This is a genomic window from Nocardia sp. XZ_19_369 (assembly GCF_015355715.1).
Taxonomy (GTDB): Bacteria; Actinomycetota; Actinomycetes; order Mycobacteriales; family Mycobacteriaceae; genus Nocardia.
The window spans coordinates 176,327-193,820 of sequence record NZ_JACVED010000007.1 but is presented as its reverse complement, the minus strand read 5'-3'; the positions used below and the strand labels follow the sequence as shown (position 1 = coordinate 193,820).

The 17,494-nt window shown below is 69.6% G+C and carries 14 protein-coding genes; 9 read left to right on the top strand and 5 right to left on the bottom strand.

Annotation, left to right across the window (positions count from 1 at the left end):
- Positions 1-59 precede the first annotated feature (59 nt).
- The 3 genes from IBX18_RS26090 (at position 60) to IBX18_RS26080 (ending at position 8,171) form a co-directional block, all read left to right on the top strand.
- On the top strand, positions 60-3,908 hold the full coding sequence (locus IBX18_RS26090) for a PD-(D/E)XK nuclease family protein (RefSeq protein ID WP_373889231.1): 3,849 nt from the start codon (positions 60-62) through the stop codon (positions 3,906-3,908).
- A gap of 61 nt (positions 3,909-3,969) precedes the next feature.
- On the top strand, positions 3,970-4,176 hold the full coding sequence (locus tag IBX18_RS26085; protein WP_194836166.1) for a hypothetical protein: 207 nt from the start codon (positions 3,970-3,972) through the stop codon (positions 4,174-4,176).
- Positions 4,173-8,171, top strand: coding sequence for a UvrD-helicase domain-containing protein (locus IBX18_RS26080; RefSeq protein ID WP_306796417.1), 3,999 nt, complete (start codon positions 4,173-4,175; stop codon positions 8,169-8,171). Before IBX18_RS26085 ends, IBX18_RS26080 begins: the two co-directional genes overlap by 4 nt.
- Here IBX18_RS26080 and IBX18_RS26070 read toward each other — a convergent pair.
- Positions 8,128-8,541, bottom strand: coding sequence for a hypothetical protein (locus IBX18_RS26070; RefSeq protein WP_194836165.1), 414 nt, complete (start codon positions 8,539-8,541; stop codon positions 8,128-8,130). The two genes, IBX18_RS26080 and IBX18_RS26070, sit on opposite strands and share 44 nt — an antisense overlap.
- Before the next feature lie 139 nt (positions 8,542-8,680).
- Between IBX18_RS26070 and IBX18_RS26065 the strand changes: the two genes are divergently transcribed.
- Positions 8,681-9,736, top strand: coding sequence for a TrkA family potassium uptake protein (locus tag IBX18_RS26065; RefSeq protein ID WP_194836494.1), 1,056 nt, complete (start codon positions 8,681-8,683; stop codon positions 9,734-9,736).
- Positions 9,737-9,781: 45 nt separating this feature from the next.
- A complete protein-coding gene (gene nudC, locus IBX18_RS26060; RefSeq protein WP_194836164.1) occupies positions 9,782-10,681 on the top strand; it encodes an NAD(+) diphosphatase in 900 nt (299 codons plus the stop codon).
- 100 nt (positions 10,682-10,781) lie between these two features.
- Here the strand turns inward: nudC and IBX18_RS26055 are convergent, their stop codons facing one another.
- Complete coding sequence (locus IBX18_RS26055; RefSeq protein ID WP_107660865.1) at positions 10,782-11,012, bottom strand: mycoredoxin; 231 nt, start codon at positions 11,010-11,012, stop codon at positions 10,782-10,784.
- 336 nt (positions 11,013-11,348) lie between these two features.
- On the opposite strand from IBX18_RS26055, the gene IBX18_RS26050 reads away from it, so the two are divergent.
- Entirely contained in the window at positions 11,349-11,807 is a 459-nt protein-coding gene (locus tag IBX18_RS26050) for a MarR family winged helix-turn-helix transcriptional regulator (protein WP_194836163.1), read from the top strand.
- Here IBX18_RS26050 and IBX18_RS26045 read toward each other — a convergent pair.
- Positions 11,802-13,061 (bottom strand): low temperature requirement protein A, encoded by a 1,260-nt coding sequence (locus tag IBX18_RS26045; RefSeq protein WP_194836162.1) that lies wholly within the window; start codon positions 13,059-13,061, stop codon positions 11,802-11,804. The genes IBX18_RS26050 and IBX18_RS26045 overlap by 6 nt on opposite strands.
- A 48-nt stretch (positions 13,062-13,109) precedes the next feature.
- On the opposite strand from IBX18_RS26045, the gene IBX18_RS26040 reads away from it, so the two are divergent.
- The 3 genes from IBX18_RS26040 to IBX18_RS26030 all read left to right on the top strand — a co-directional run bounded on the left by IBX18_RS26040 (position 13,110) and on the right by IBX18_RS26030 (position 16,198).
- The gene (locus IBX18_RS26040) at positions 13,110-15,284 is read left to right on the top strand and encodes an ATP-dependent DNA helicase UvrD2 (protein ID WP_373889230.1); all 2,175 of its coding nucleotides are present in this window, start codon (positions 13,110-13,112) and stop codon (positions 15,282-15,284) included.
- A 110-nt stretch (positions 15,285-15,394) separates the two neighbouring features.
- A complete protein-coding gene (locus tag IBX18_RS26035) occupies positions 15,395-15,736 on the top strand; it encodes a hypothetical protein (RefSeq protein WP_194836161.1) in 342 nt (113 codons plus the stop codon).
- Between the two features lie 138 nt (positions 15,737-15,874).
- Complete coding sequence (locus tag IBX18_RS26030; protein WP_373889229.1) at positions 15,875-16,198, top strand: WhiB family transcriptional regulator; 324 nt, start codon at positions 15,875-15,877, stop codon at positions 16,196-16,198.
- A gap of 130 nt (positions 16,199-16,328) precedes the next feature.
- Here IBX18_RS26030 and IBX18_RS26025 read toward each other — a convergent pair whose 3' ends face one another.
- Both IBX18_RS26025 and IBX18_RS26020 read right to left on the bottom strand, forming a co-directional pair.
- Positions 16,329-16,952, bottom strand: coding sequence for a helix-turn-helix domain-containing protein (locus IBX18_RS26025; RefSeq protein ID WP_306796416.1), 624 nt, complete (start codon positions 16,950-16,952; stop codon positions 16,329-16,331).
- A gap of 98 nt (positions 16,953-17,050) precedes the next feature.
- Positions 17,051-17,467: an SSI family serine proteinase inhibitor gene (locus tag IBX18_RS26020; RefSeq protein WP_194836159.1), complete on the bottom strand. Its 417-nt coding sequence runs from the start codon at positions 17,465-17,467 to the stop codon at positions 17,051-17,053.
- Between the last annotated feature and the right edge of the window lie 27 nt (positions 17,468-17,494).

Genomic DNA, 17,494 nt, shown 5'->3' with positions numbered 1-17,494 from the left:
ACCTGCTCGGCGGATGGCCGCTCGGCGAGTTGCCCGAGGGGCGCGTCGGCGTGTCGGTCGTGTCTGTTGCAATAGCCCGCGTGGTGCGATCGGATAGCGCGGTGCGACTTGTTCGCCGGAACGTGGCGGCACCCCGGCCGCGCGCCTGGGGTGCCGACGTTCGCGCGCTGTTCGAGGCCGCGGCCGCGGCCGGGCCGACGCGCCCAGGGTGGCGACCTTGGCAGGTGCTCGGCGGACCGGGCACGGGCAAAACAGCCCTGCTGGTCGATCTCGCCGCCGACCGCATCGCGGCGGGCGACGATCCCGAATCCGTGCTGGTCCTTGCCCATTCGAAACAGGCCGCGAGTGCGGCCCGCGACGCCATCACCGCACGCCTGGCCGGCCCCGACGCCGAGGGCGGGGTACCGGGCGCGACCAGGGAGCCGCTGGCCCGCACCCTGCACTCCTACGCCTTCTCGGTGCTGCGCAGGCACGCGACCGCCCACGGCAACCCGCCGCCGCGTTTGCTGACCGGTGCCGAGCAGGATGCGGTGCTGCGGGAAATGCTGCGCGGTGACCTGATCGACATCGCTGAGGGTGCGGACGACCTGTGGCCGGAACGGCTGCAACCCGCATTGGCACTCGGGGGGTTCGCCGAACAGTTGCGTGATCTGATGTTGCGGGCGACCGAACGCGGGCTGGGGCCCGAAGATTTGGTGCGGCTCGGTCGTGAGCACGGTAAACCGGAGTGGGTGGCGGCCGGCAAGTTCGCGGTGCGTTACGAGCAGACGATGCTGCTGCGCTGGTCGGTGGGTGTCGAGGCGCCGGAGGCGACCGCGCCCGCGCTGGACGCCGCCGAACTGATCGGCGCCGCATTGGACGCGCTGGCCGGCGACGCCGATCTGCTTGCCGCCGAACGCGCCCGGATCAGGTACCTGCTGGTCGACGATGCGCAACATCTCGATCCGCAAGCCGCGATGCTGGTCAGGGCGATCGGGCACAGCGCGCACACCACCGTCGTCGCGGGCGACCCCGACCAGGGCGTCTTCGCCTTCCGCGGCGCGGACGCCCGGTTCGTCGCCGACCTGCCCGCACCCGACGGGCAGCGAATCGTGCTGCGGGACAACCATCGTTCGGGCGGTCCGGTGGAGCTGGCGGTCGCCAGGGTGGCGGCCAAGTTGCCCGGCAGTGCGCCACAACGCTTTTCGTTGCCCAAGCGGGCGGATCAACCGACGGACGACGGCACCGAGGTGCGAGTGCGGGTGCTCGCCACGCCCGCGAAGGAAGCCGCGCTCATCGCCGATCACCTACGGCGGGCGCACCTGACCGGTGGGGTGCCCTGGTCGCGGATGGCGGTGATCGTCCGGTCGGTGCCGCTGTCGTTGCCGCCGCTGCGCCGGGCGCTGCTGGCGGCGGGGGTGCCCGTGCAGCAGCCCGCCCTGGACACACCACTGGCCCGGCGGCGGGGCGCAGCCTGGATGCTGCTGTCGCTACGAGCGTTGCTCGCGGGCGAGAAGGGCTCGGCATTCGAGCCGGAGGACGCGCTGGACCTGCTCGCCGGTCCGCTCGGTGGCGCGGATCAGATCACGCTGCGGCGGTTGCGGCGTGGTGTGCGGCGCAGCGTGCTGGAATCCGAGCGGAATAAGGCGAAGTTCGGCCGGGGTGCGGAGGAGGCTCCGGAAAGCGAGTATTCGGAGCGGAATCCGGGTGAGCCCGATCGGGCTATCGAAAGCTCGGAGCGGGAGACAGGGCTGCCCGAGCCGAGTCCGGGGAGCGTCGAGCGGGCTGCGGACGACGCGGATTGGTATGGGGTCGACGCCGAATGGAGCATCGAAGACTCCGAATGGCGTGGCATCGAGGTCGAACAGGAGGGTGAGGACGCCGAACGGCCTGCTGATTCTCCCCACGCGGCCGGTGAACCTGATGTCACTGCTGACGCAGCGACCGTCGTCGGTACAGCCTCGCAGGGGGGCGATTCCGGGGATACCGCTGACGATCCTGCGGCGAGCGGTGAGTCCGCCGTACTCCGGCACGGCATAGATCAATCGTCTGCGGAGGTGCTGCGGGATCTGCTGATCGGGTCCGGTGATCTGCGCATCCTGGAGCGGCTGACCGATGTCGAGGCGGCACCGCTGCGGCGGGTGCTCGACGCGTTGGAGCGTGCTCGTAAGGCGCGTCGGCGCGGCGCGGGGCTGGAGGACGTGCTGTGGGCGCTGTGGACTGCCTCACGGCTGGAGCGGCGCTGGGTCGCGCAGTCCGAACGTGGTGGCGCGGTGGGTATGCAGGCCGACCGCGATCTCGATGCCGCCGTCGGGTTGTTCGACGCGGCCGCGGCCTATGTGGACCGGCTGCCCCGCGCGAGCATCGAGGGCTTCGTGGAATACCTGCTGCAACAGGAGATTCCGAACGGCTCGATGCCCCGTACGGCGCCCAAGGAGGCGGTCGCCCTGCTCAGTGCACACGCCGCCGCGGGCCGGGAGTGGGACGTCGTCGCGGTCGCCGCTGTGCAGGAAGGGATCTGGCCGAACCCGCGGGCGCGCGGGACGTTGTTGAACACCGAGGACCTGGTTGACCTGACCGCCGGCGTCATCGACGGCGGCGAACAGGTGAGCCGGGCGGCGCCGATCCTCGCCGAGGAACGCAGGCTGCTGCTCGTCGCGTGCAGCCGGGCCCGGCGCTCGCTGCTGGTCACCGCGGTCGAATCGGTCTCGGGGGAGCGGGATCTCGTGCCGTCGCGGTTCCTCGCCGAGTTGCTCGGGCACGACGAGGACGGGGAACCCGGTGCGCTGCCGATCGCCGACCCCGGCCGCGCCCTGGTCATGCATTCGCTGGTGGCCGAATTGCGCGGCGCCGTCTGCGATCCCGAGGCCGATCCGGACCGCAGGCATCGGGCCGCGCACCAGTTGGCGCGCCTGGCCAGCGCCGGTGTGCCGGGCACCCATCCTGACGAGTGGTACGGCACCGCCGAATTGAGCTCGGCACGGTCCCTGTGGGAGGAGGACGAGAGCCCGATCGGCCTCTCACCGTCCACCGTGGAGCTGCTGCGCACCTGCCCGCTGCGCTGGGCGCTGGAACGCCACGGCGGCACCGACGGCGACAATCCGCACGCCGTCAAGGGCAACCTGGTGCACACGCTGGTGCAGGCGCTGGCCGGGCAGGTGCCCGAGGCGCAGGTGCGCGCCGCGCTCGAAAAGGCCTGGCAGTCCGTCGATCCCGGATCCGGCTGGCATTCCCGGCAGGAGCTGCGCCGCACCGAGGCCATGCTGGAAACCTTCATGGCGTGGGTGCGCAACACCCGCGGCGAACTCACCCAGGCCGGGGTCGAGGTGCCGGTGGACTGCGTGCTGCCGCCGCGGACGGAAGAGGAACGGCCCGTGCGGATTCGCGGCCGGGTGGACCGGTTGGAGCGGGATGCGCTGGGCCGCTTCGTGATCGTGGACGTGAAGACCGGGAAGTCGCCGGTCACCAAGCAGGCGGCGGTCGATCACGCGCAGCTGGCGACGTATCAGGTGGCGGCGGCGATGGGCGCGCTCGACACGGCCACCGAGGAAGCGCGGGAAGAATCGGACCCCGCCGATAGGCCGGCTGATTCGGATGCGGTCGAATCGGTCACCGCCCCAGGCGAACCGGATGCCGACGAGCAAGACTCGGACGAACAGGTTGCGGACGAAGGCGGCGCACTCGGCGAGCCGGGCGGCGCTCGATTGGTCTACGTCGCCAAGCCGAGCAGCAAGGAGGGCGCTACCCAACGCATGCAGCCGCCGCTCGATCCGGAAGCTCTGGACAAGTGGCGCAACACCATTCACGACGCGGCCGCCGCCACCGAGGGCCCGAGCTATCTCGCGATGCGCAACGACGGCTGCCGCCACTGCCCGGTCGCAGGTAGCTGCCCCGTTCAGGACACCGGCAGGCAGGTGACCGACGAGTGAGCGAGCGTCGCCAACACAGCATGCTGTCGCGCACGACGGATCCGAGCAGCGAGGTGAAGTCGTGAACGACAAGCCCCGCCGCGTACCGCTGCCGATCTGCGGAGTCGAGTGTCTGTGCTGCTCCGTCATACCGGAGCGGGCGATCGACGCCGTGGCGCACTCGAGCATCGGGCCTCGTCGCCGTGCCACCGGCCCCCGTCGGGCGCGACCCGGCGGACCCGTGCCGCCCGGCACCTCGGCGTGCGGCACCACCGAGGCGCAGCCGTGACCGGCGGCCGAGTAACCCCCCATCAGCTGGCCGACGCACTCGGCCTGCCGCCGCCGACCGACGAACAGGCGGCGGTGATCGCCGCCCCACCGGGCCCGACCTTGGTCGTCGCGGGGGCCGGGGCGGGCAAGACCGAGACGATGGCCGCCCGCGTGGTGTGGATGGTGGCCAACCGCCTCGTGCTGCCCGATGAAGTACTCGGCCTGACGTTCACCCGAAAAGCCGCGCAGCAGTTGACCGCTCGCATCCGGACCCGGCTGGCCCGGCTGGCCGGTGCGCCGCTGCTGCGCGACCTCGACCCGTCCGGGCAGTTGCGGGCGCAGCTGTCCGGCGCCGAGCCGGAGATCAGCACCTACCACTCGTACGCGGGCAGGCTGCTCACCGAACACGGCCTGCTGCTGCCGGTGGAGCCGTCGGCAACGCTGCTCACCCAGACCCAGCTCTGGCAGCTGGCACACCAGGTGGTGCGCACCTGGGACGGCGACCTGGACACCGACCGCACCCCCGTCTCGGTCACCGAGGCGATCCTCGCGCTGTCCGGGCAGCTGGCCGAGCACCTGGTCGAGCCGGAACAATTGGCCGAGGCGCACACCGACCTCGAGAAGCTGGTGCACACCCTCCCGCCCGGCCCACGCCAGCGTGGTGGGCCGAGCCAAGCCCTGTTGAGCATCCTGCAGGTCCAGCGCGAACGCATCGCCCTGCTCCCGCTGGTGCAGCAACTGGCCGACGCGTTACGTCGCCGCGGCGCACTGGATTTCGGCGCGCAGATGTCCTTGGCCGCCCGCCTTGCCGCCGAACACCCCGAGGTCGCCACCGCCGAACGCGCCCGCTTCCGCCTCGTCCTGCTCGACGAATACCAGGACACCGGCCACGCCCAACGAGTTCTGCTGGCCGCCTTGTTCGGTGGCGCGCCCGAGGCCGATCCCACCGCGCGCGCTGAGCAGCCGAAGAGTGCACGGGAGCCGCGGCACACCGGACGGCCGGCGAGTGAGGAGTCGCGGCCGGGCAAGCAACGCGGCGCTGCCAAGTCCTCGAATGCCGATGCGCGGGAGCCCTCGTCGCGCGACGGACAACGACTGGCGGTCACCGCCGTCGGCGACCCGATGCAATCGATCTACGGCTGGCGCGGCGCCTCCGCCGCGAACCTGCCGCGCTTCGCCACCGACTTCCCCAGTGCCCCCGGCGTTCCCGCGCCGACACTGCCGCTGCTGACCAGTTGGCGCAATCCGCCCGAGGCACTGGCACTGGCGAACTTGGTAGCGGACCCCTTGCGCCGCAAAGCCATCGAGGGCGGCGGCGTGACGGTCGACGCCTTGCGTGCAAAACCCGATGCGGGACAGGGCGTGGTGGCGCTGGCGTTGACCGAGACCGTTGCCGAGGAACGCGAGTGGCTGGCCATACGAATCGCCGAGGAGTGGGCGGCCCGTCGCGACGCGGGGGAGCCGCCGCCCACCTCGGCGGTGCTGGTGCGCCGCAACGCCGATGCGTCGCCGCTCGCGGAAGCGCTGCGCGCCCAGGGTTTACCGGTGGAGATCGTCGGGCTCGGCGGTCTGCTCGCCACCCCCGAGGTCGCCGATATCGTCGCCACGCTGCGCCTGATCGCCGAACCGGGCTCGGGTAGCGCGGCGATGCGGGTCTTGACCGGTGCCCGCTGGCGCATCGGTGTCGCCGATATCGCGGCACTGGCCCGGCGCGCGCGCATGCTCTCGATCAGCCGCTTCAACAGTGGTGACGCGCCGGACATCACCGACGGCAACACGCTGGCCGAGGCCTTGCGCGAGGTGGCGCCGGAACCTGCCGAGCAGGCGGGCCTGGCCGACGCGATCGCCGATCCCGGTCCGCGCGAACAGTATTCGGAGTCGGGTTTCGTCCGGATCGAGGCCTTGAGCAGAGAACTCGCCGCACTGCGCGAACGCAGCGGCCAATTGCTGACCGAGCTGGTCGCCGACGTGGAGCGCACCATCGGCGTCGGCGTGGAGACCCAAGCCCGCAGGGCCATGTCGGGCACCGGCGCGGGGCGTGAGCATCTCGACGCCTTCGCCGAAGTGGTCGCCGGGTACGCGGCCGATTCCGGTGCGTCGCTGAGCGGCTTGCTGTCCTTCCTCGCCGCCGCCGAGTCGGTCGAGAACGGCTTGGAGCCAGGCGAAGTCGAGGTCGCCAAGGACCGGGTCCAGGTGTTGACCGTGCACGCGGCGAAGGGCCTCGAATGGGAGATCGTCGCGGTGCCGCACGTGGTGCGCGGCGTGTTCCCGTCGGGGACCGCGTCGGGTACCTGGCTGGGTGCCCTGGCCGAACTCCCGACCAAGCTGCGTGGCGATCGGCAACAGGACGACGCGGCCGAAGGTGTGCCCGTGCTGGACCTGGCCGACCTCTACGACCGCGCCGACCTGGAACGCGCCATCAAGTCCCACAAAGAAGCACTGGAGCGCCGCCGCATCGACGAAGAGCGCCGCCTCTTCTATGTCGCCCTCACCAGAACCGAACGCGTGCTGCTCGTTTCGTCGCACCACTGGGCCGAGACCGGCACCACCCCGAAGGGCCCCTCCGACTTCCTGCTCGAACTGAAACACGCCAGCGAGTCCGCCGACAGCCCCGCCAACGGCGTCGTCGACGTCGCCCGCTGGGACGACCCACCGGCACCCGACGCGGTGAACCCGTTCACCGACAACCCGGCCACCGCCGAATGGCCGCGCGACCCCCTCGGCGACCGCCGCGATCCCATCGAGCAGGGTGCCGTCCTCGTCCGCGCCGCCCTGGCCGAACTCCGCGCCAAGCCGCCCGCGCCCCGAGCAACGGCCCGCGAAAAGAACATCGAAGCCGGACAACCGGGCACCGTCGTAGCCGCGGATGCTGATCTCGAACCGGGCACTGTCGTGGAAGCGGCCGCTGTCCCCCAACCGGGCGTGGTCGAAGAAACGGACGCTGCCGCCGAAACTGGCGAAGTCCTCGAATCGGGCAACGCCGTTGGTGGTCGTTTCGGCGAAACTACGGCGACCAGAGCAGGATTCAGCGACCCGTACCCGTTCGAGCCGCCGGACGACCTCGATGCCTTGCCACCGGACCCCATGGACGCCCTGCCACCGGACACCGACAATCTACCGCCGGACCCCATGGACACCCACCCCACCGAACCCCGGCACCTCAGCAATATCCCACCCGACCCCATGGACGAGCCCCTCTCCGACGAGGACATCGCCTTCGCCACCGCACAATTCGCGGCAGACCAACCCCTGGACCCGATCACCCCCGCCCCCGACCCCGACGACCCCGACGGCTGGGCCGCCGACGTCGACGCCCTACTCGCCGAGTTCGAGTCCGAGCAGGCCGCCGCCGAAGAGGTCGAACTCCCCGGCCAGATCGCCGCGACCGCGCTGGTGGAGATGCGCGCCGACCCGGCGAAACTCGCAGCGCGCCTGCGCCGTCCGCTCCCGTTCCCGCCGAGCCCGCTGGCCCGCCGCGGCACCGCGTTCCACGCCTGGGTGCAGCGCTGGTTCGGCTCGACCCGGCTGCTCGGCTTGGACGAACTCCCCGGTGCGGCCGACAGCACCGCCGCCGACGCGGGCGTCGACGACGAGCTGACCGCGATGCAGGACGCGTTCCTGAACTCCTCGTGGGCCAACCGCAGCCCGATCGACGTGGAGGTCCCGTTCGAAACGTCACTCGCGGGCACCGTGATTCGCGGCCGGATGGACGCGGTGTTCGCCGAGCCGGGCGGCGGCTGGATCGTGGTCGACTGGAAGACCGGCGCCGAGCCGACCCCCGCCGAGGAGCCCGCGGTCGCCATGCAACTGGCCGTCTACCGGTTGGCCTGGGCCAGGCTGATGGCGTCCAGGGAGGGCAGGCCCGAGCAGGAGATGCTCGAACGCATCAGTGCCGCTTTCCATTACGTGCGCACCGGCCGCACCATCGCACCGACGGCGCTGGCCGGACCGGACGAACTGGCCGAGCTGATCAGGAATTCCGCGCCGACCGGCTCACCTTCAACGCCTGGATGATCAGCGGAACCTGCAACGGCAGCCGCAGCACCGTGCCGATCTTCATCAGCTGCGAGGCCTTCTTGTTGCCGAGGGTGTCGACGGCCATCTGCACGTTCGCGGGCAGCACCGCGATGAACAGCAGCGCGGCCAGCCGCCCGCCGAGGCCGCGGGTCCGCGGGATCGCCAGCGCAGCGGCGACGCCGATCTCGGCGACGCCAGAGGCATAGGTGTAGTTGCGCGCCTCGCCGGGCAGCGCGCGGGGCACGATCCCGTCGAAGAATTTGGGCGCGACGAAATGCAGGATGCCCATGGGGAACAGCAGGGCGGCGATGGCCAGTGCGGGGCGACGACCGGCGGCGCGGGTAGGTACGTGAGCGTTTTCTGCCATGAGGCACCTTCGCATTCCGCGGGTGTTCGCGTCGAGACCGGGTGGTATCCCGGGAAACAGGTAGGCTCCCGTGCTGTGCTGGAGGGACAAGCAGAGCCGGGTACCGCCGACTCGTTGAATACCAGGGCGGGTGAGTCCGCTGTTCGGTGATCGAGCGCGCACGCTCGGGCTGTCGAATCGCCCGCATTTCGCGTTGGTCGGCGTGCTGCGCATCCCGGAAGTGCAGACCAGCCCGTGGATTTCGCTGACCCGCCGCGTGTTGTTCGCGATCGGGCTGCTGTTCACCGCGGCCCTGGTGGTGTTCATCGGCAGGAACGGGTACCGCGACAATTCCGGCGATCCGCTGTCGTTTCTCGACGCGTTTTATTACGCCACGGTGTCGCTGTCGACCACCGGTTACGGCGATATCGCGCCGATCACGCCACAGGCGCGACTGGCCAACATCATCATCATCACGCCGCTGCGTGTGCTGTTCCTCATTGTTCTCGTCGGTACCACCCTGGGCGTGCTGACGGAACGGTCCCGGCAGGCTTTCAAGATTCAGCGATGGAGGCACAGCGTGCGCAATCACACCGTGGTCGTCGGATACGGCACGAAGGGACGGACCGCGATCGACGCGATGCTCGGCGACAACGTGCAGCCCGCCGACATCGTGGTGGTCGACACCGATGTGATCGCGCTGGAGGCCGCCGCGAACGCGGGCCTGGTGACGGTGCACGGCTCGGCGACCCAGTCCGACGTGCAGCGGCTGGCCGGCGTGCAGAACGCGTCCTCGGTGGTGGTCGCGACCAACCGCGACGACACCGCGGTGCTGGTCACCCTCACCGCCCGTGAGCTCACCAAGAGCGCCAAGATCGTGGTCGCGATCCGCGAGGCGGAGAACACCCACCTGGTCCGGCAGTCCGGCGCCGACTCGGTGGTGGTCTCCTCGGAGACGGCGGGCCGGCTGCTCGGTGTCGCCACGACGACGCCCTCGGTGGTCGAGATGATGGAGGACCTGCTCACCCCGGAGGAGGGGTTCGCGATCGCCGAGCGCGATGTCGATCCCTCGGAGATCGGCGGCTCCCCACGGCATCTGAGCGACATCGTGCTCGGCGTGGTGCGCGCGGGCGTGCTGGTCCGGGTCGGCGAGCCGGAAGTGGACTCGCTCGAGGGCAGCGACAAGCTGCTCTACATCCGCCGCACGGCCAAGTAAGGCCGCGCCACGGGTACCTGGCGTTCGGCGCGATAGTCTCGAGGGGTGCCGGTCTTTCAGCTCAATGGTGTGCCCTTGCTGTCCCGTTCCGTGCTCGATCGCGCCGAGGAGACTCGGGCCGACGCGCAGGCCCTACTGGAAGGCTGGCGCGACGCCAAGCTGCTGCGGGTGAACGCGCGCGGCCAGGTCAGATTCGAGAACGGCGCGCTCGTCCTCGACAAGGCCATCGACCTGTCGCCCGAGCCGAGCCCCGACGCGGTGTTCCTCGGTATCGACGGTGTGCACCTGTGGGCGGTGCGTGATCGGGAACTGACCGGCTCGCTGACCGACCTGCGCGGCATGTCGAACACGGTCGACGATCTCACCGCCGGGGTGCTCTCCACTGCCGTCGCCCTGCTGAACTGGCATGACAAGGCCGGATTCAACAGCGCCGACGGCACCGCCACCACCTCGAGCAAGGGTGGCTGGTCGCGGGTCACCGAGAGCGGTTACGAGGAGTTCCCGCGGATCGATCCCGCGGTGATCTGCCTGATTCACGACGGCGCCGACCGGGTGCTGCTCGCGCGCCAGCACAGCTGGCCGGAGACGCTGTTCTCGCTGCTCGCCGGGTTCGTCGAGGCGGGGGAGTCGCTGGAGCGGTGCGTCGAGCGGGAGGTGAAGGAGGAGGTCGGCGTCGATGTCCGCGACATCCACTACCTGGGTAGCCAGCCGTGGCCGTTCCCGCGCTCGCTGATGCTCGGCTTCGCCGCGGTCGGCGATCCGGCGCAGCCGCTGGTCTTCTCCGACGGGGAGATCGCCGAGGCGCACTGGTTCACCCGGGACGAGGTGCGCGCGGCGCTGGCGGCGGGCGACTGGTCGGCGCAGGGTTCGGGCGCACGGTTGTTGCTGCCGGGTTCGATCTCCATCGCCCGCACCATCATGGAATCCTGGGCCGCGCTCGACTGAGTTCGGCGCGCGCGAAAGGACCGCGGCGGGCCGGCGACGGCCCGCGCGGATGCGGGTGTTCAGCAGGACTATTGCATGCCGAGTCGGCACGGCGGGCTGATCAGGCTAGTGCGGCGAGCGCCTTCTTGACGTCCACCAGCGACGGATTGGTCGCCGTCGAGCCATCCGCGAACTTCACTGTTGGCACCACATGGTTGCCGCCGTTGACGCTGCCGACGAACTCGGCGGACGCCGGATCTTGTTCGATATCGATCTCGATGTAGCTGATACCGGACTCGTCCAGCTGCTTCTTCAGCCTGCGGCAGTAGCCGCACCAGGTGGTCGAGTACATCGTCAGGTCGGGGGTTGCGTCAGTCACGAAGGATGCAACGCTGCCAGGGCCGATGGTGTTCCGCGTGGTCGCCGATCCACGCGTTGACCGCGATCGGCACCATCGACCACCACAGGCCGACTCGGCCTGCCAGGCGGCAGCTGCTGCCAGCCGTGGCGCCGTTCGGTCAGCTACCGGGCCGGGACCAAGCAGATCCCGATCGACGACTTGCGGAGCGAACTGGCGCTGAAGAGCACCCCGAACTGGGGAATGATAGTGCGCCGCGGCCTGATACAACTCACCGAACACGACCATGCGGTGATCGCGGCAGCGATGTCAGGCGAGTGAGGCAGGCCGATGCGAAACAATGGGCTACGCAGCGAATTCGAACACGCCGACGAAGGTCCGGGCCTGCTGCTCTGGCAGGTGACCAACCGCTGGCAGGCCGCCCAGCGCGCGGCGCTGGCGCCCTTCGAGCTCACCCACGTGCAGTTCGTGCTGCTCGCCTCGCTCACCTACCTCGCGGTCGCCGGCGATCCGGTCATGCAGCGTGACCTCGCCGCGCAGGCCGCCACCGACCCGATGATGACCTCCCAGGTGCTGCGCGTACTCGAGCAGAAGGGCCTGGTCGAGCGGCGCGATCATCCGAGTGATCGGCGGGCGAAGTCGCTGGTGCTCACCGAAGCCGGTGCGGCACTGGCGAACCGGGCGGTGGTCGCGGTGCAAGCCTGTGACCGCGAGTTCTTCGGTCCGCTCGGGCCGCGGACCGGGCAATTCGGCGTCGATCTGCGGCGACTGCGCGACCGGCGGCTATAGCACCTCGTCGATCCCGAGACCGTGGTTCGGCCGTCGCCATCGCCCGCGGCGATCGGATCCGACGCCCCACTGCCCAGCGGCGTACGTCTGGCACAGCACCGCCCACAGGAAAAGCGCCACCACGCCGTACACCAGTCCGAGCGCTCCGAGGTGCGGACCGAACGCACCGAGCAGCACCGCGAGCACCGCACACGGCAGCGGCCAGGTCAGCATCCAGCGCCACCCCGCCCCGCTGCGCGCGCCGCCGAGTCCGGTGATCACGAAGTACGCGGCCGCGCCGCCACCGAGCGACCAGCCGATGCCGGTGGACACGTGCCCGTCCGCGTGCTCGACGGCCAGCCCGAGACCCGCGGTGATGGTGGCGATCGCGGCGGTGATCCAGCAGTGCATCGCCATCGCGTACTGCCTCGGTATGGAGCCGTCCGGGTCGCCGCCGGTCATCAGGCGTGGCACGAAGCCGTACATCAGGGTCAGCGCCCACAGGCTCGCCAGGACCACGAACGCGCCGAAGCCGAGGGCGAGCACCGGTGCGTGCCACCGCACGCCGCCCACCGCGGCGATCACCGCGATGACACCCTCACCGAGCACGATGATCACGTACAGCCCGAGGCGTTCGCCGAGATGCACCGAATCGGCATGCAGCGCCTTGATTTTCGGCGGCTCGACATTCCGGAACCGGCGCGAGTTGCTCAGCCTGCGATCGATCGCCTCCTGCGCACCCGCCAGCATCCGCTCGCCGGTCATCGCGAACATCAGCCACAGATCCAGCGCGAGGCCAAGCGCCCAGAGGCCGTACTTCCCCGGCTCGGGCACCCACAGTGAGACGATCCACGGCAACACACCGACGGACAGTTGCGCGATCGGCCAGTCGACCACCAGCGTGCCGCGGCCCCAGACCTGCGCGGCGACCATGCGCACGAGCACGTAGACCGCCGCGAATGTGGTCGCATGCCGGTCCGGGATCCCCGCGACCGCACTAGCCATCACGCCGAGGCCGAGCATCGCCGCCAGCATCAGCCGGATCCTGGTGTGGTCGCGCGCGATGTTGCCGTACAGCATCATGCATGCCCAGGCCGTCCAGAAGGCCAGGTAGAGCAGCAGATACAGGCCGAAGTCGCCGAGCGAGGGGCCGCGGTGCAGCAGGTGGGTGAGCTGGCCGATCCCGGCGACCGCGACCAGGTCGAAGAACAGTTCCATCCAGGTCGCATGCCGGTCGGTCGGTTGTGCGTCCGTTGACGGCGTGTCGTGTGCCACGAGGCGAGCGTATTGCGCGGGCCGCGTGAGTTGTCGGCGGTCACTGTCATGATGGGTGCCGTGTCGTCAACCAGTACACACCGACCGACCGGCCGCGAGCTGGACTCGCTCGACCCTGAACAGGCCGCCGCCGTGCGCGCGCCACGGGGTCCGGTGTGTGTACTCGCGGGGGCGGGCACCGGCAAGACCAGGACCATCACCCATCGCATCGCGCACCTGGTTTCCGCAGGACATGTGAAGGCCGATCAGGTGCTGGCGGTGACCTTCACCGCACGGGCGGCGGGGGAGCTGCGCAGCAGGTTGCGTGCCCTCGGCCTGGGTGGTGACGCGAACCAGGTGCAGGCGCGCACCTTCCACGCGGCCGCGCTGCGCCAGCTCAAATACTTCTGGCCGCAGATCGTCGGCGACGTGCCGTGGCGGCTGATCGACGGCAAGTTCCCGATCGTCGCGCAGGCGGCGAACCGGGCGGGGCTCTCCTCGGCCACCGACAGCGTGCGTGACCTGCTGAGCGAGATCGAGTGGGCGAAGGCCTCGCTCATCGCCCCCGAGGACTATCCGGCGGCGGTGGCCAAGAACCACCGCGAGACGCCCTACGATGCGCTGCGAGTGGCCGAGGTGTACGCGGGCTACGAGAAGCTCAAGGCCACACCGGACGGCCTGCTGCTCGACTTCGACGATCTGCTGTTGCACACCGCGGCGGCGCTGGAGGACTATCCGGCGGTGGCCGACGAATTCCGCGGCCGCTATCGCAGTTTCGTCGTCGACGAATACCAGGACGTCACCCCGTTGCAGCAGCGGGTGCTCGACGCCTGGCTCGGCGACCGCGACGACCTGACCGTGGTCGGCGACGCGAACCAGACCATCTACTCGTTCACCGGCGCGACCCCCGGCTACCTGCTCGACTTCTCCCGCCGCTTCCCCGACGCCACCGTGGTCCGCCTGGAACGCGACTACCGCTCGACCCCGCAGGTGGTGTCGCTGGCGAACCGGGTGATCGGTGTGGCCCGCGGCCGCATCGCCGGCACCCGGCTGCAACTGATCGGCCAGCGCCCGGACGGACCCGAGCCGGTCTTCGCCGAGTTCGAGGACGGCCCCGCCGAGGCCGCCGCGGTGGCCAAGTCGATCAAGCGGCTGATCGATGCGGGCACGCCCGCCGCCGAGATCGCCGTGCTCTACCGGATCAACGCCCAGTCCGAGAGCTATGAGCAGGCGCTCACCGAACGCGGCATCCCCTACCAGGTGCGCGGCGGTGAAGGCTTCTTCTCGCGTGCCGAAGTCAGGCAGGCCGTTTCGGCGTTGCGCCAAGCCGCCTCGCGCGACGACCTGCCCGGCGAGGCGCGCAGCGGCGCCGCGCTGGTCACCCTGGTGCGCGCGGTGCTGGCCCCGCTCGGCCTGACCACGGCCGAACCGGCCGGTGTCCAGGCCAGGGAGAAATGGGCCTCGCTCGTCGCGCTGGTCACGCTGACCGAGGAACTGGTCGAGCACGACGAAAAACTCGACCTGCCCGGCCTGCTGCGTGAGCTGGCCGCCCGGACCGAGGCGCGGCACCCACCGACCGTGCAGGGCGTCACGCTCGCCTCGCTGCATGCCGCCAAGGGGCTGGAGTGGGACGCGGTCTTCCTGGTCGGGGTCGCCGACGGCACCCTGCCGATCGCGCACGTGCTCGCCGACGACGGCTCGGTCGGCGACGAGGCGAAACTGGAAGAGGAACGGCGGCTGCTCTATGTCGGCGTGACCAGGGCGCGCGTACATCTGCAGCTGTCCTGGGCGCTGGCCCGCGGCGAGGGCAAGCGGCGCACCCGGCGCCGGTCCCGGTTCCTCAACGGCCTCGTGCCCGACGATTCCCCGGCTTCCCGGATCGCGGCGCCGGTCTCGGAGACCGCGAAGGGCATTCGTCCCACCTGCCGAGTGTGTGCGAAGCCACTCATCGGCACCTATGCGACTATGCTCGGCCGCTGTCGCCGTTGTCCGGCGGAGCTCGACGCCGAGCTGCTGGTGGCACTGCAGGAGTGGCGCGCGGAGAAGGCGCAGGCCTTGCAGGTGCCCGAGTTCGTGGTGTTCACCGACACCACGCTGACCGCCATCGCCGAACAACTCCCAGGTGACGACACCGCGCTCACCGCGATCGCCGGGATCGGCGCGAAGAAGCTCGAACAGTACGGCGCCGACGTGCTCGCGATCATCGCTTCACGGCTGCGCGCAAGACCCCAAAACCGCAGGTAGAAAATAGGTTGTACCGTTTGGCGAACTTGCCTATGGTGGGTTCTACGCACCGGGAGGTCATCCCGGCGCGCACAGTCATCAGACACAACGAGTTATGGAGGGAGGCAGACGTGAACAGCAATTACTTCAGCGGCAGTGACGTTGCGGTGAACACACCCATGTCGGCCTCCCGGGGGATCCTCGCCTTGCAGGGGATCGGTCTGTCCGAAATCGGTGCGTTCGGCACGCAGGCGCAACTCGCGCCCATGTATGCCCACGGTTGCACCGTCATGCAGGACAAGCCCAACGCGGGTAGCTGGCACCCGTCTGTCGTCACCACGACGGCAGACAACGTTGTCGTCATCGCAGCAGACGCCGGTTATGAGCCGGCGGATCTGCAGGCAGCACGCCTCCGCCCCGCAAACCAAGCGATCGTGATCAGGACTCGGCAGAGATGTCGAATACCTAGGTAGGGAATCTCCCTCCCAGACCTCCTGGCCACGGATCGCACGAAGCGAAACCGTGGCCAATCTTTTTCGGCCCTTCAGCCAGCCGGCACCGGTTTCGCGGACAACACAACGAACCGCTGCAACGAGCTGAAGGAGAACGACGTGTTCACCGCCCAGGAATGGCCAGAGGCCACTACTGACGTGACATGCCGAACCGTGGCCCCCATCACCCGGGCCAGGGAGGTCAACAAGGTTCTGCCTTGCCGTGCCGGAGATCCCGATCTCTGGTTCGCCGAGAGCCCTAACCAGTTGGAGCAGGCCAAGGCGCTATGCGCCAGTTGCCCCATCCGGAAGGGCTGCTTGACCGCAGCCATGGATCGGCGTGAGCCGTGGGGTGTCTGGGGTGGCGAAATCTTCGAACAGGGAGTCGTCATCGAACGCAAGCGCCCGCGCGGCCGTCCGCGCAAGATCGCGGTCCCGGCATGAATCCGGGAGTAGCTTCCCTCCCTCCGGTCGATGTGCTCGATTCGGTTGGTCCTGACACGGGCCGAGCCAACGAACGAGAAAGCAGACGAACCGCTCACCGTTGCCCGGTGGGCGGCTCGTTTGCGTTGTGCTACCGGGGTTTTGGAAGTCCGGTTCGCCGTGGCCCGTGGGGTGCCCGGCGGACCGTCAGCCCGTCGGCAACGGCGAGCAGTAGTGTTCTGGTGTCGTCGGCGTGCGCCCACCAGCGGTGGCGCACGCCCGACGGGCAGTAATAGGAGTCTCCGGTGGACAGGATCACCTCTTCGCCACTGGCGGCGACCGTGATCGTCCCGGAGACCACATAGATCAATTCGTCGTTGCCGTGGGTGAATTCGCGCTCGCCCCGCCTGGTTCCGCCGGTGAACTCGAGCGCCCGCAGTTCCCTGGCACCGTGCACCAGCGAGCGCACCGATCCGTCGTTGTCCCAATCGGTTTGATCGAGGCTGCCCTCGCCCGCGCGCACGATCACCGAGCCGGGCGTGCTGTCGGCCGCCGCCAGCAGTTCCGTCGCGGTGGTACTGAGCGCGTCGGCGATGCGTTGCAGCGAGCGCAGGCTCGTGTTGGTGCGCCCGTTCTCCAATTGACTCAGAAATGATTGCGACAATTCGGTCTTCGCCGCCAGTTGTGCCAGCGTCAGCCGCGCCGCACGCCTGCGGTCGTGCACGACGTTGCCGAGTCCAGGCCACCGCGCCTGGTCGTCGCTTCCGTACCGCACCTGCCGAAAAACCTCTCTCGATCCCATCGCACAGTGGCAGGAGTGCGGTACTGAAGCCGCGTGTTTACATCACGCTGATCCGAATACTTCCCAGCGGTCTAAAAGTCGAACACCGAGACTGTGGTGGCATGCAAGACGCACTCGTTCGAGAAGAAGCCGTGGTCGGAGATCGGCTCGCCGCGCCAGACACCGTCGATGGCGGCGACCACCGGAACGAAATCCTGGGAGCACAGCGGCGGCACGGTGAAGTCGGCGAGTGCCCGGATATTGCCGTCGGCCGCCGCCAAATTCGCACAGGCCTGCTCGGCCTTCGGGTGGGTGCCGCCGATCTTCGGCGCACAGATGAGGCTGACGACGCGTTTGCTACCCACCTCGGTCGATACTCCCGGCCCCACCGACAGCGAGACCACCGACTGCGCTTCGGCGGCGGGTTCGGCACCGACCGGTGCCATCGACACCCCCAGCGCCGCCGCCGCGCCGATCGAGACACCGACTATCCGACCGGTGCGCGACATGGTCATCACCCTTCGTCGACGGAGACG